This window comes from uncultured Aquimarina sp., assembly GCF_947500065.1.
In the GTDB taxonomy this organism is placed as follows: domain Bacteria; phylum Bacteroidota; class Bacteroidia; order Flavobacteriales; family Flavobacteriaceae; genus Aquimarina.
The window spans coordinates 636,033-652,217 of the sequence record NZ_CANMQT010000001.1 but is presented as its reverse complement, the minus strand read 5'-3'; the positions used below and the strand labels follow the sequence as shown (position 1 = coordinate 652,217).

Annotated in this window: 4 protein-coding genes; 1 reads left to right on the top strand and 3 read right to left on the bottom strand. The window is 36.2% G+C overall.

Going from position 1 to position 16,185, the window contains the following annotated elements; translation table 11 throughout:
* The first annotated feature begins 8 nt into the window (after positions 1–8).
* Positions 9–1,409 (top strand): RagB/SusD family nutrient uptake outer membrane protein, encoded by a 1,401-nt coding sequence (locus tag Q0975_RS02960; RefSeq protein WP_299432856.1) that lies wholly within the window; start codon positions 9–11, stop codon positions 1,407–1,409.
* 81 nt (positions 1,410–1,490) lie between these two features.
* Here the strand turns inward: Q0975_RS02960 and Q0975_RS02955 are convergent, their stop codons facing one another.
* From Q0975_RS02955 to Q0975_RS02945, 3 genes are all read right to left on the bottom strand, one after another.
* The gene (locus Q0975_RS02955) at positions 1,491–9,095 is read right to left on the bottom strand and encodes a T9SS type A sorting domain-containing protein (RefSeq protein ID WP_299432853.1); all 7,605 of its coding nucleotides are present in this window, start codon (positions 9,093–9,095) and stop codon (positions 1,491–1,493) included.
* Between the two features lie 4 nt (positions 9,096–9,099).
* The gene (locus Q0975_RS02950) at positions 9,100–11,163 is read right to left on the bottom strand and encodes a hypothetical protein (RefSeq protein WP_299432850.1); all 2,064 of its coding nucleotides are present in this window, start codon (positions 11,161–11,163) and stop codon (positions 9,100–9,102) included.
* Between the two features lie 89 nt (positions 11,164–11,252).
* The gene (locus tag Q0975_RS02945; protein WP_299432847.1) at positions 11,253–16,103 is read right to left on the bottom strand and encodes a hypothetical protein; all 4,851 of its coding nucleotides are present in this window, start codon (positions 16,101–16,103) and stop codon (positions 11,253–11,255) included.
* Positions 16,104–16,185 lie beyond the last annotated feature (82 nt).

The following is a 16,185-nucleotide window of genomic DNA, read 5'->3' as shown; positions in this document are numbered from 1 at the left end:
AAGCGATAATGAAAAATAGATTAATAATGAAAACGAAATATCATCTGGTGCTTGTTTTGCTTTTTATGGTAACAGCATCATGTTCTTTTGATGAAGAGATTGATCCTAATGGACCTAGTCTTGAAGGTGTGGAAACTAATGCTTCCTTGCGACAATTAAATGAATTAGCAATAGGAGTCCAAGCGACTTCTAGAAACGGTCATGGAATTGAAACAGCAGCTAGTGGAACATTGGCTAGAGAATTATATTTATTTGATGCAGATCCTCGAAATACTGGAGATTTATTAGGGAAGAATGGAATTCAATTAGATAATAACTCTTTTTATAGTACTGCTCAATTTATTGGAAGCTATAGATGCATTAAAAATGCTAATGTATTATTAGAAGCTTTGGATAATACGCAGGTTATAGATGAGACAGATAAAAATGGCTATAGAGGTTTTGCTAAAACATACATAGCATATGAGCTTATTCAGATTTTAAAATCATACGGTACCGCGAGAGTAGATGTTGCTGATCCTGATAATCTTGGTCCTTTTTTAGGTTTTGATGCTACTTTGGTAGAAATCAGAAGTTTGTTAAATGAAGCGCAAAGTGATTTGAGCGGATTTGGACCATTGGACCAATTTTTATTTCCTATTTCTGGTTTTGGTGATTTAATTGATACATCTGGTGAAATGGGAGATGATGTTCGCGATGATGATACTGAAATTACTATTCAGGAGTTTATTTTGTTTAATAGAGCGATTGCAGCTCTTGCTGCTGTTTATGCAGGAGATGGTTCAGGAGCACTTACAGAATTGTCAAATTCTTATTTTGATCTAACAGGAAGTTTAACTATGGGTGCTAAGTTTGTTTTTGGATTAGGTGCCGGAGATCAACCTAATGGTGTTTTTCGTTCACCTTCAGCATCTGCAGAGGAACCAAATAATGCTGATCAGATTATTGTTCACGATAGTTGGATAAATGATGCCGAAGCTGGAGATACGAGAGTTGCTGCTAAAGCAGCTGTGAGGCCATCAGCAAGTGCTCAAGATGGACTAAACGGAACTCACGAAATTAGATTGTATGCATCTAATGTGGCTCCAATAGATATTATTAGAAATGAAGAATTAATATTGTTATATGCAGAGGCAAGTATCTTAGCAAATAATTTGGGAGATGCTGAAACTGCTATTAATGTTATTAGAAATGCTGCGAATATTGGAGATAAAGATTATGGTACTCCTACACCTACAGAGGCTCAATTAACTACAGAAATGTTAGAGCAAAGAAGATATTCATTATGGTGTGAAAACCATAGAATGTTTGATTTAAGAAGGTATGACTTATCTAATACTTTACCAATCGATAGAGCAGGAGATCAAGTGTTTAATATTATGCCAATACCGTTGTCAGAAAATCAATAGTTTAAGACATTATATTAATTATATAAAAACGCCGCTAATTAGCGGCGTTTTTCTTTTTAAAGATATCATTGTTCATTCAATCTACTCCACTATAATTTTTCTCACGTAACTTTTTTGTGGCGTTTCGAGCAATAGGAAGTATATTCCAGAAGGTATTATTCCTTCAAGATTAAATGGTATGTTATATTGAGTTTCGCCTTGTTGTTGATGTTGATATAATAAGCTGTTATTAGCGATACTAAATAATTTGATATCGATTGGTGTTTCTTGATCAAAAGTAAGTTCTATTGTAAAGTTTCCTCTGGTAGGATTAGGATACATCAGGTATTGTTGTAATCCATTTTGATTTTGTTGTTCTCTATCAAAAGTACTTTCTCTAACAGTTATAGTTTTGGTAAAGAAAGTTTCGCAATCCCCTACGGTTGTTCTTAACGTAATATCGTACTCACCAGGCTGATTAAATTGTAATTCGGCATAACGATCAGTTATATCTATTTGCTCAGCTTCAGTAGGTAGTATCCATGCTACGGTATCCGGTAGCGGATTACTAACATCCACAATGACAAAACTTTCGTTTATAAAAAGATCAGTAGATACTACAAACTCAGCTGTTATTTCATTTTGTAATGCTGTAATTTCTATGGTGTCTGTACTGACACACCTTAATTCTGTTGTTACAAATACGGTATAGCTTCCAGTTTCGGATAGAGTCACTTGTGGTGTATCAGCACTAAACCCATTATCGGCTTGCCATAGATAGGTTGCTCCCGGATCATTAATGGTAGCATCTATTGTATAGGTTTGTCCCAGACATAATGTTTTATCAGCTCCCAGATCGATTATAAGTTCCTCGGGATCGACAAGTTCAAAATCTTGTATGATGGAACATCCCTTACTATCAAATATTTCTACAGAGTAAAGTCCTGCTGTCAGTCCTGTAAGATCTTCTGTATTGGCTCCATTATCCCAGAAGAAGGTGTAAGGAGGCGTTCCACCAGTAGGTGTTATATCAATAGTTCCGTCATTTCCATCAAAACAAGTAGGATCTGTTGTTATTACCGTATTCTCTAGCGATGGAGGAGGCGTTAAGGTTATGTTTTGAGTAGTACTACATCCTCTACTATCTTGTACAGTAAGGGTATAATCTCCTGGTAATACATCCAACAGATTAGGCGTTGTTCCATTTGCATTATCCCAGAAATAGGAATACGGAGCTGTTCCACCTGTTATTGTACTTTCAATTCTCCAATCATTTCCATCTCCGCAAAGAATAAAGTCAGCGGTTAAGCTTAGTTGTAGTGGATCAGGTTGTGTAAGTGCTATGGTTGTACTTTGAGCAGTATTGTTATTGGTGTCCGTTACAATTACATAATAACTTCCAGCTCCAATACCAGTAAGTACGGCATTAGTACCGATAGGCGTTGTGTTTCCTTGTTGGAACCATTGATAGGTATAGTTACCAATTCCCCCAGTTGGAATAGCTCTTAAGCTTCCGTTAGTGTCTGCATTACACAGCACAATATTTACAATTTCTGTGGATACTAGTAATTCTTCAGGTTGATTCAGTGTAAATGTTTCAGAAGTCTGACATCCTAGCGCATCTGTTATGGTTAGGGTATACGTTCCTGCGCCAATATCAGCAAGTACTGCCGTTGTTTGTGATAATGTTCCATTGGTGTCTGACCACTGATACGTATACGGAGGAGTTCCCCCTGAAGTAGTAGTTGTAATATTCCCATTAGTGAGTCCAAAGCCAGTAGGATCATTTAGTAATACAGAAGCTACGATCAACTGATCTGGTTGATTCAATCGTATAGATAGTATTCCAATACTTCCATTATCTTCATAGAAACACCCATTAGTATCTTGCAATTGTATTTGATATATTCCATCGGTTAAGTTTGCAATTTGTGTAGTAGGTCCATTGCTAAATGGGATCCAGTCACTGTATGTACCATTTATTACTCGATAGCGATATGTATAGCTACCATTTCCTCCAGAAGCTGTGATGGTAATACTTCCATCAGTACCTGCAAAGCAATCGGGATTATCTCCTGCAAGATTTCCAGTTACAGCTAAAGGCTGGGATACAGTAAATATTGCACTTTGCTCAGAGATTCCTTCCGCATTGCTGACAATGATATAGTAGGATCCAGCAGGAATACCACTCAGTATATTTGTGTTTCCTATTTGTGTATTTGTTGTTGCATCAAACCACTGATAGTTGTTTCCTCCAACACCCCCAGTAGTGATTACTTCGAGGGTTCCATCGCTTCCTCCAAAACAACTGATTTGTTGTGTTTGATTAATAGATACTAGTAATTCACCAGGATTGGCTAAGTTATAAGTATCATTAATTGTACATCCATCCGCATCCGTAACTAGAATGTTGTAAGTTCCTTCTGCTTGGTTGGCTAAGGTACTTGAAGTGCTAGTTACATTAGATTCTAGTAGTACTACAGCATTTGTATTATCCGTCCATTGATAGGTATATGGTGCTACTCCTCCAGTAATGGAGATAGCAATACTACCATCTGTGGTTCCTGTTGCTGAAGGACGTATAATAGCTACATTGGTGATATCATATACTACTGGTTGCGCTACAGTAATGGTTCCGCTGCTCACAGAACAATTATTTTCATCAGTCACAGTTACATTATAATCTCCTGCAGTTATGTTCGAGAGTATGTTGGTTGCTGATCCTAACGTATTCCATTGATAGGTATAGTTTCCTGTACCACCAGAGACTGTAATTTCGATATTTCCATCGCTACCATTATAACAGCCTACATCAGTGATGTTAATATTGGTAATTTCTAGAAGATCGGGTTGAGTCAGATTGATATTACTTAGTTCTGTTTGATTGGTATTCGCATCGATGACAACTACCCGATATATTCCAGTAGGAATAGCACCAGAAGTACTAGTAGTACTTATTTGAGTATTACTGCTATCAAACCATTGATAGGAATACGGTGGTACACCACCCGTTACATTAGCAAATAGTTCTCCATTTTCACCAAAACAAGCAATGGCGGTTTCAGAAGTTGTTACCATTAAGGGAGCAGGTTCCGCTACAGTATATGCTATAGGTCCAAGAACACAACTATTAGCATCTGTAAGTGTTAAGAAATAATTTCCAGCACCTATATTGTTTAATAGATTACTATTGGTTCCTATAGGAGTATTCGTACTATCTGTCCAATTATAAGTGTATGTGGGAGTTCCTCCATCTGCTGTTACCTCAATACTACCATTGGTCAATCCATTACCAGAAGCATCGGTAATACTAGCATTAGTAATACTCAATCCTGCCGCAGGTTCTGTTATGTCAATGGTTAGGTTCGTTTCACAAAGATTTACATCTCTTATGGTTACTGTATATGTTCCAACACTAAGCCCAGAAACATCTTGGGTATTGTCACCAGTACTCCAGAAAAACGCATATGCTCCAGTTCCACCGGTAACTGTTAGATCAATACTAGCATCATTCCCTGCATTACAAGAAACATTTATAGTTGTATAGGTAGCTTGTAATAAAGGTGGTTCGATAATAGTAAAGGTATCAGTAGCCAGATTTCCATTCGTATCAGTCACGGCTATTTCATAGGTTCCAACTCCAAGGTTAGTGACTGTATTTGCAGTGGATAGTGTAGTAGTGTTATCGATTGTATTATACCATCGATAGGTATATGGTGTTACTCCACCAGCTACCGTTGCAGTTAAGGATACTGTTGTATCACCAAAGCAAAGGAGTTGACTATCCGGCTGTATGTTTGTAACCTCTAAAAGATCAGGTTGTGTTACAACAAAAGTGTCTATTAGTGTACAATTGTTAGTATCGGTAATGGTTACTTCATAAGTACCTGCTTGTATGTTATTGATGGTAGCTGCTGTTTCAATAACAGGTGTTGTTCCATCTATTCTCCACTCGTATGTATATCCTGGAGTTCCTCCAATGGTCGTAATACTAATACTTCCATTACCAGTTTGAAAACCGGTAAGATTTGTAATGGTAATAGTATCTATAGCAATTGGAGCAGTAGGTTGTGTAATCGTAACTACAGCAGAGGATATCATACAATTATTAGCATCTGTTACAGTGAGCGTATAATCTCCAGAAGCAATTCCAGAAATATCCTGAGTAGTCGCCCCATTAGACCATTGATATCTATATGGCGGTGTACCTCCTGATACGGCTATATCAATCGCTCCTGTGGTATCTCCAAAACAATTTATATCTGTTTCAGAGATTGTAATGTCTAAAGGCTCCGGATCATCAACAAAGAACTGATCTGTAGTCATGGCTCCGTTAGGATCACTAATTTCTACTCTATAGTTACCTTCATCTGCGCCGATCAATAAGGCAGAAGTGTCTGATAATGTGTCAAATACACCAGATCCAACCGATGTTTCTTTAGACCATATATAAGTATACGGAGTAACCCCACCAGTTACAGTTGCGAATAAGCGAGCATTATCGTCTCCATCACATTTTAGATTGGTATCCGTAGTTTCATAAGCAATCGTAACTAATAATTCATCTTCTTCTGTAATTTCAAAACTTCTGGTTGCAATACATCCAGTATTATCCATAGTACTCGTGAATCCATTATCTCGGACGGTTACTATATAGTTTCCTGCTATACGATTAGAAATGTCTTTGGTAGTAGCAGTAAATCCATTAGGTCCTGTCCAGCTGTAGGTAAATCCATCATTACCGCCACTTACATTCACAGCAATAGCACCTGTGTTTTGTCCAAAAATCGTTATATGGGTTTCAGTTCCTGTAATCGTTATAGGATTTACCGGTCCACCTACGGTATGTTCTTCCATTGTGGTTTCACATAAATTGGCATCTCTTACAATAATTTGATAGGTTCCTACAGGCAATCCTGTAAATGTGCTGGATGCTTGATATGAAGCTCCGTTATTTCTGGAATATTCTAATGATTCTGTTCCACCTTCTGCATCAATTTCAATAGTTCCATCACTACCTCCAAAACAGTTAACATCAGTAAAAGTTACTGCATTGATCACTACAGCGGTTGGTGATGTTACATTGACAGCGGCAGAAGTTGTAGAAGCTCCTGTTCCATCGGTAACAATGACAATATAATCACCATCGGTAAGTCCACTGATGGTTTGATTTGTACCAATACTAGCGGATAGATTATTTTGATTATACCAATTATAAGTGTATGTATTATCACCACCAGTAGGATTAGCAGTAAATCCTGCAGTATCTCCATTACATAAGAGTTCTTCACCTGGAGTAATTGAAATAGATACGGCTAGTTCGTTTAGTGTAAAGTTTTGATCTACATCACAACCATTGGCATCTGTAACGGTAACAGTGTAGTTTCCATCAGAAAGATTATTGATTGTAGGAGAGGTTGCCCCTGTATTCCACAAATAGGTATACCCAGGAGTTCCTCCTTGTCCTAGAACAGCAATACTACCATCAGGATTTCCTGCAGTAGGGCTGGCAACATTTATAGTGTTTACACTCACATTTGTCGTAGGTTCTCCTACGGTTATAATTCTTTCGGAAGTAGGATTAATTACAGTACAAGTATTAGCATCTGTAAGGGTTAGTGTATAGGTTCCTTCTGCTAAATTGTTAATAATATATCCAATACTATTGTTTGGGATGTTGTTAATGGTTCTACTAAATCCTGCATCTCCACTTTTGATCATACTGATTTGATAGACACTGCTTCCACCAATAATATCTAATACGATCTGACCGGTAGCATCTCCTCTACACAGCGCATCGATAGGATTGACATTCTGAATTTGAAAAACAGGTGGCTCATTAATAGTTATTGTAGTAGAATTAATGACTACATCAGGATTGGCATTATTACGATTGTCGGTAAGACGCACTCGATACTCTCCAGCACCGAGATTGTTAACGCTAAAAGTAGTAGTTGTTAGTGAGGATGTATCTAATCTGTCTCCTGTAGTAATAAAAGTTCCTGATCCATTATTTTTAAAGAGTTCGAATCTATAATCAGGCAATCCACCAGTAGCAGTAATCGAAATAGCTCCATTGGTATTTCCGTTACAATCTACAGAGGTAACGGTAGCAGGGTAATTGAATACGAGTTGATCTGGCTGGGTAACCGTAAAACTTCTAGATGTACTACATCCTTCTGGAGCATCGGTAACGGTTAGTGTATAAGTACCGGCAATTAAGCTGGAGATATTTAACTGGCTAGAAGAAAATCCTGATGGTCCTGACCAACTATAGGATAAAGGAGGTGTTGTTCCTCCACTTACCGCAGGAGATATACTTCCATTATTACCACCGAATTGAGTGACATTTATGGGAGGTGTGTTTGCAATGGTTATTGCAGTAGCGGGATTGATAGTTTCTGTAACTGAAATGTTTCCACCAGAAGTTCCATCACAGTTATTACTGTCTTGTACCCGAATAGTATATGTTCCGGCTCCTCTAGATAATGTAATACTAGTACCACTAAAAGTAGTAAAACCACTACTATTAATACTGTATTGATATGGTGGAGTTCCTCCTGTGGCATTAATCGTTATACTTCCATCATTAGATGTTCCTTGACCACTTGCACAAGATGGGTTATTTGAAGAAGTACTAAAAGTAACAGCTGTTGGAGTACTAATTGTAAATTCATAGTGGGGTGAATCTGAACCTACCTGACTACTATTAAATATTGATTGATACTTGATTCTATATAATCCTGGAGCAAGATTATTTGGCCAGGTATATTCAAGATTAGCATTTAAATCTCCTGGATTAATTGAAACTAAAGGAGATGTTTGTATCCACCCTCCAAATCCATCTGAAATATCTAAAGGAGCAGAAATATATTCCTGTGGACCAATGTCTCGATCAAATGTCATTCTGAAACGTCCATTTGTATCTCCGCTACAGATAGGATTAATTGGTGCGGGATTTGGATTTATATTGGAATCCAATTCTGGAGAACAAGGGATTAGATTATATTCGATAATATCAGAATCCTGAGTAATGAACTGGAACAATCCTGTACTTATTAATATTTGTCCTCTGAAATATATTTTCCCGGTATATGTAGGTGGAATATTTAATGTCTCGAGATCTAGTTGTACCGGATTATTATTAAGAGAAGTGCTGATTAGCGTATTTTCATAGTTCACTCCATCAAGGCTATAATACCATCCGACTCCTTGCTCAGAGACACATGTATTAGATGTTAAAGGGATTGTCTCCTTTCTACAAATTACATCATCAGTCGGTTGCACTAAAACATTATTTGTGAATACTTTGACCGTAGTACAAGAAAAAGCACCCGAATCCCCTGCTATATTATAAACACCACAATCTGTGTTGGTAATTTGGATTTCACTATTATTGAAATCACAAGTATTTAGAATATATGATGAAGTCCAAGATAATATAGCTCGTGTTGGAGCTTGATCAAATTCTTCATAAACCTTATTACCTCCAATGGATGGAATAGAATTTGATATAGTACCACTATCTTTTAGTAAAGTATTCCCTCTAAATATTCTATATCTGTAGGTTTGGTTTGCTCCGGTATAAATTGAAGTGAATTCTCCTCCAGGAAGATCAATCTGAACAGTGTATTTAGTTTGTGCACTAATATTAGACCCTATCAACAGGAATAAAATGGTGTAAATATAAAAAATCTTGTTAGTCATAAGTTTAGTAATCTATTTTGATACTGCTATATTTAGAATAAGTACCATCATGAAACACTGCTCTAATAATATATTTGTAGGATGTATTAATAGTTAATCCTTTATCAGTAAATCTTTTCGTTCCTGCAGGTAATACTTTATATAAAGAAGATGGTTTGTCATCTATCGCTCTGAATAATTCAAAACTTGAAACTTCCGAATCTTTATAGCGCCAGCTCAATAAAATCGTTTTGTCATATTCGTTTACACTTCCATAAAAACCTTTAACGCCAGGTTTTAATGTCGTTTTTGGAATTACAACTGAAACAGGAGGAGCAGGATTAGATTCTAAGCCACTGATATCTCTTGCTATAATCGTATAACTGTAGTAGTTACCCTCTTCAACCTTTTTATCTTGATAGCTCTTATTTTTAAATTTTGGACTTTGATATAATAAGGTCCAATTTGGATCTTCTTTTCCTTTTCGGTAGATATAATGGGCTTCTACATCTTGACTAGAGCTATTTGCCCACTCCAATTTTACCTTGCCATCTTCAATATTATAAGATGTAAAAACAGGTGATGTTGGTGGAATTAAATCTGGCTTTATTAACTCTATTGTTTCTGATGGTTCAGACATATTATATCGTTGATCTACTGCAATGATTCTGTAAAATACTTTAGCATTTAGACTTTCTACTTTTACAGTATCTACAAACGTGTGGTTTTCATGTGGAGAATTCGTTATTTGAGAGTATTCTTCGTTTTTTAGGTTACCTCGGTATACTCGATATCCTTTAATATCTTCTTCAGTATTAGGTTCCCATTGTAGTTGGACAACTCCTGTGCTATCTACTTTGCCTTTTAATCCAATGGGTTTTTCTGGAGGGATAGAGTCTATGGGTTGGACCAACATAGAGAAAGAATCCCTTTGATTATTGTTCTTACCATTAGCAGTAATTTTAAAATAATTAGAAGCTCTTAGTTTATCATAACTAATTTTTCTAGCAGTTGGAGGGATATTGGTAACAACCGGTTTATAAGCTCCAAGATCTGTGTCAGATCTTTTTAATGTAAATCCAGTAATGTCATTATTGCCTTCTTCAGGAAAAGTCCAGGTGAGTTCTGCTTCATTTTCCGACTTTATGTTTTTTGTCTTTAGATGAGGAACGTACTTTAATACATTTTTACCTTCTCCTTGAACAATATTAGAAGCAGGACCTATTTCTCCAAAAGAAGAGACTCCTTTGATTCTGTATACATAATTTTTATCATTTGTAATAGAATCAACATAAATGGTACGAGCATTTTTTGACTTTTCTTTATTAATTGCTGTATAAGGAATATCACCTAATCTTTTAAAAGTGTCTCCTGTTTCAGAACGTTCTATTATATAGCTATTATAGGTAGCTTTTAATATTTTAGAATTCCAACTTAACAGTGTAGCTCCATCTTGAAAAATACCTACAAAATCGACAGGTTCGGGAAGTGGCTCATAATCAATAACACCTATGTAAACTCCTCCTTCTTTAGTTTGTAATTCAGTTTCAGGGATATTGGATATGACCTTATATAAATATTTTTCATTAGATCTTACAGTAGTATCTACATATCCTAACCCTGCCTTTTTGGCAATTTCAAAATCTTGATCTGCCGCATATAAACCAAATGCAAAACGTTGTTGTTGTTCTTCTGCACGGTTGATAATAGAGGCTAGGCCTCCATTACCTTCTACTACAAAGCTTTCTCCCCATAATGCTTGAGCCATAATTGCTCCGTTGTCATTGGTTTCGGCAATGGCTTCCCATTCCATCATAGGTACTGGCATAAAGTTTTGACCTATAATTAATTTTTCTGGATTAGTTAATGTTTTACGATCTCGAGAAATCGTATAACGTTCTAAGGTATATCCATATCGGTTTCCTTTTCTCCAAGAAATTGGTGTGTTTAATGTCCATCGTAAAAGCACTCTATCTTCTTGAGCCCTAGCTATTACTTTAACTTCTGATAATAGCTCTTTTGATTGTGCAAAAGAGATTTTCTCGCCAAAGAGCAGTATGAGTATTACTATGATTAATTGTTTATTCATTTTTATGTTTTTCAACCTTTCGTTTTTATTTTGACTTCGATCAGTTTTTTGAAAATTTGTGTTAAAATCATCCTGAATCTGTTGAAGGATTAATTTGGATTCACGTACATAAAATCAGCCGATGTTCCATTAATTCCTCCAGGTAGTACATATTTATAAGTACTATTATAATTTCCTGGTTTTATATAAGGAAATACTCCGTTTATTAAATAATCGTAATCCGCAATTTGATTTTGAAACGCGTCTGGGTTTTGCATAAAAGCATTTACTACTTTATATCTAATATCAACAAAATCAGATTTATAGTAAATAGGTAAATTATAAGAATGCGGTATTCGTTCTTTCAAATACTCACTATTTACATTGTTTTCTAGATATGTTTGATACCAGGTTAATTGATCCATTCCTTTTACTGGAGGGAATCCCATTTCAGATATGTCCCTATCTACGGTAAACCCTGGTTTTAAAGGGTAATTTTTGTAGATCAAGGGGTATATTTCATCTTTATAATAAGTGTCATCTAACACGGCTTCCACTTGAATCAATGGTTTCTCTAATGTATATTGATTACCTTTTAGTTCTACTATATCAAAAGGTTCACTAGTGTTAACAACTGCTTTTAATTTATGAACATCGGCATATATGATCTCTCTAAGTGGGGACGTAACTTTTTTAAATGTAATCTTTTCGGCAAAAGTATCATGATTACTAGACATAAATTGATAAGAAAGCATTTCTATAGTATCTGGATTGGTGGTTAAACCATCAATACTTACAGTTCTGATTTCTACGTTGTTTTCTTCATCACCAGTTGATGTATAATTTTCAGTAGTAGTACCAGATGACGCACTAGGCGGTAATGTTAATAATTTTAAAGAGAATTCTTTAGAATTATCTATTTCCGGTAATGGAATTTTAACCATTTTTTCAGCTGTATTATAAGAAACGGAGCTTTCTACAGCCATGTCATTATCATCAACAAAATACGAACGCTGAGACCATCCTGCATCAATATTAAATAAATAGGCTTGTCCTCTTTTTAGTTTTATATACCCTTCGTTATATTCTTTAGGGAAGAAATATTTTTGTCCAATTACTGGATAGGTATACTCAATATTGTTTAAAGGAATATAATCTGGCGCAGTACCCGTCGTAAAAGTAATGGTTTCTTCTTCTTTTATTACTTCTCCACTATAGGTTGCAGGCACCCACTCATTGTTTATTTTTTCTTCAAAAGTGACTGAAACGTGTAAACTCATAGCAGTTTGAGATGGAAGAACTTCGGTAGGAGTAAAACTTAAAAGGTCATTTTCGTTACTTAATGTAGTTTCTCCTTGTAGAATAGTTTCATTATTATCTTTTATCCAGAAATCATCTAGTTTAAAACGATAATAATGAATGTTATACTCTTCATCTTCAACTCTAATTTCAGATCCTATTTGCATATTAAATGCTACTTGCGGAACAGCAAATACGTCAATTTCTTTTGTTTTATCTCTAGGAGATATATCCGCAATGATCTTGATGTCTTCTAAAGGAGAACCACCACTAATAATATCACATTCTTCTCCAAATTCTAATTCGAATCTAAATCGCCCTCTGATCAATCCTCCTAATAGGTTATAGTACCCACCGATATATCCTCTAAACCAAACAGGATTAGGTAGTTTAGCTTGCATTAAAGTAGCTACCCCAACTTCAATAATTGGTATCTTCTTTCGGATTCCGAAAAATTTAATTTTAATTCCTAAGGATCCTTGTAGATATACATAACTCTGTCCATTTGCGTACCAACCATTTATACCAATCTGGCCACTACCTCTACAAATGGCATCACCATAATCTTTAACCATAATATCGAATCCAAAACCGGCATTGAATCGAGCATAAAATATTAAAAAAGTCATATCTCCAGTATCAAAATCAAGGCTAGAACCGAAAGCAACGCCACGACCGGCTTCGAGTGCATTTTCATCTCTCATATAATCTAACACTTCTGCATCTAGTCCTAATATTTCGGCTACCTGAGGTGGTGGTGGTGGTGATGCAGGCATGTAATCACCCATCATAAAATAACTCTTGGATGTCAAAGCCACACTTCCTACTCCGATTTTCAATCCTACTGGATCCGTTGGCGTTCCTACATGAATATACCATTTTCTAGGACCAAAGTGGATCACTGCCCATCCTGCGCGACCACCTTCTCCAACTCCTTGAAATACTCCTCCTAATAAATCAATGTACAATTCAAAAGTACCATGGAAGGTTTTTGCCTGAAAATCCATTTCTATTGCTACATAAGCGTTCATGCCTTTTTGACCCGTCATTACTGCAGGATAAATAGCTTTAGAAGCTTCCATCAAATCGGTTTCTTTTAATTGGTTTTCTACAGCATCTGGCATTTGAGATTCGTTTTCTACAATACCTCCGAAGTTTTCTGAGATTTCATCTCCAGCATCTTGATATTGTTCTTCTTGAAATAGATGTGCTTCTCCATATAGACTAATTCTATTGATACCTCCACTACTATTAAAAGCTACTTCGAAACCAAAACCTCCATTAACCAGAGTGGCTCCTCCAGCAATAGAAAATAACATCATAGCTTTTACTCCAAGACCAGAATCCCGATCGGGGACGTAATTTGCTCCGGAACTTCCAACTGCTATATTAGAACTAAATCCATCTTTCTTCATGCGATAGTAGGCACCACCACCAAACCCTGTAATGGCAAAGCCTGTAGGAACTATAATATTTAACCCTTCTACGAGTCCATCTACATACCAATATCTAAAATCTGTTTTACCAAAGGTCGCACTAATACTAACCGCAATTCCTCCGCTAAAAGTAGCTTTTACCATTCCGGCAAAACCATCACCATATACGGGATCATCTTCTCTGAATTCTACAAATCCTTCGATTTTGAAGCCCATATCGGCTTCTATTTCAACACGACGAAGTTTTACCCGTTTAAATTTCCATTTTTCAAAACCTTCACCTTGTTTCAGATCTCCTTCAATTGATAAACTCGCAGCTCCGGAAAATCCTCCATCACCTTCACCCATTAAATTGATGGCAATCGTGAAATCTAATGCTGCAATATTATCTTTTGCTCGTATTCCTATTTCCGATATAGTAACCGGAAAATTAGCTACTTTTACCTCTCCTGTATATCCGGCATGGCCAATTTTAATGATCGGACTTACCGTTTGTAATTGAAAATATTGGAATGTAATTCCTTCAAAATCTGCTGTTGCCGTTGCTGACGTGGATCCATCGTTAGATCCTTTAATAGCCATATTTCCATGTAAAACTGCTTTGGGCCTAAATTTTCCTTCGGTTAATCTAAGTTCTACAAAACTATTTTCGGTGAGTGTAGCTTTAGCTTTAAAAATATCGAAAGCGATACTTTCAGCAGGACTTGCGTTCAATACATATTCTTCATTGACTGGATCAATCAAAGCATTGTATACTAAGACTGTAGTTCCATTAGACTCATAATCTATAGTCGCTAATCGAGTCTTTTCATCTCCGTTATCATCTTCATAGGTCTCTGTATGTTTTCCTGAAACAGTTTCTGTTGTTACTGGTAATACAATAACTCCACCAAACCCAGCTCCGGCAAGACTACCAGCCACAAAATTGACCTGTAATCGATCTACAGAAATTTGCCATCCATCTGCATTTCCTTCATTAACGGGTAGGATATTTTCTGCCTTAAAATTACCAGAAACCCCATTATTGTCAATGAGTAATTTTTCTGCTCCAAAACTAATACGTTCATTACTTCCTTTTCTTTGGAATTGCTCCGGAAGCACAACTGTAACCGATTGTACGTATACACCACGCCATAGATCTTCCTCGCCTGCAATCAAATAAGTTTGTTGGTAGTCCTTCGGCCATTGCATATTTGGTGAATTCCTAAGGTCACTAAAGTCGAAAACGGCGGTATTGAGTTCGAAAATGGTGTTTTTTAAGGATGGTACCTGAAATCTCGGCATATTGATTTCAATAAGAATATCACTCCAATCACTAGCTATCATTTCGAAACTGGTGGTCACCTTTTTCTTGATACTTGTTCCAGGGATAGTAGAATTATCTATTGTGTTATCTGCTTTTACTGGAAGTAGTTTCTTTCTTGAGAATTCTACATCAACTGCTAATCCTAGTTCTTTAAATCCATCACAATCGATAGTTACGTAGGTCTTTTTATTAAGATCTCCTGTTTCTAGATCAAATCCTCCTTTGAGGATCATCATAATTTCTTTTCCTTGGAACGGAATACCTACATCTCCTAATAGCACTAAATCGGCATCTCCAAACAATCCTCCTTTATGAGAAAGTTTTACACGACTGGCACCAAAGAACAATTCTCTTTGCTTTCCTGTCTCATCAATTTGTGGAAGTTTTAACCGAACAAAGATCTCTAGTTCCGAATAGTCTTTACCAATCTTAATCTGGCTTACTCCCATGATAAATTCAGAGCTACCTATCTCTTTCTTTATTCCTATGGGTAAAGTAACCGGAGTTTGACCAGTAATATATTCAGTTAAGGTTTCAAGAAATTTATCTCCTTCAACCAATTCATTAATTACTTCTTCTGCTTTTCCTCTCAGGTTATTAGCTACCGTATCCGTTTCGAAACGTTCGTACAGCTCATTTTGCCAGAAATCTTGTCCTTCAGAGCTTTTAACAAGCGTTTTTAAATCTTTCTCAATCTTAACATTAAGATCTGCAAAAGAACGACTCATCATGATTGGTGGTACTACCGGAGCAACGGTTTCTTCTGAAGTAGATTTTTTGGTATCCTTATCTCCTGTACTTGCCACGATGTGGAAGGATAGGAGTAGGGTTAGTATAAGTAGGTAGTATTGTTTCATAATACTTGGATTATTTTCTAATTTCATTGTCGTTGTTACCTTATCTAAGGTATTGTTTGACATTTTTTTATTTTGCGATCTATTCTTTTATTAACTTTTCAATCTTTAACTCTTCTTTCTTATTACCAAGATGTATACGTTGCCA

Bases quoted from the DNA above. Each gene is read 5' to 3' on its own strand.
- Q0975_RS02945 (WP_299432847.1), bottom strand. From the start codon at position 16,103: ATGTCAAACAATACCTTAGATAAGGTAACAACGACAATGAAATTAGAA.
- Q0975_RS02960 (WP_299432856.1), top strand. From the start codon at position 9: ATGAAAAATAGATTAATAATGAAAACGAAATATCATCTGGTGCTTGTT.
- Q0975_RS02955 (WP_299432853.1), bottom strand. From the start codon at position 9,095: ATGACTAACAAGATTTTTTATATTTACACCATTTTATTCCTGTTGATA.
- Q0975_RS02950 (WP_299432850.1), bottom strand. From the start codon at position 11,163: ATGAATAAACAATTAATCATAGTAATACTCATACTGCTCTTTGGCGAG.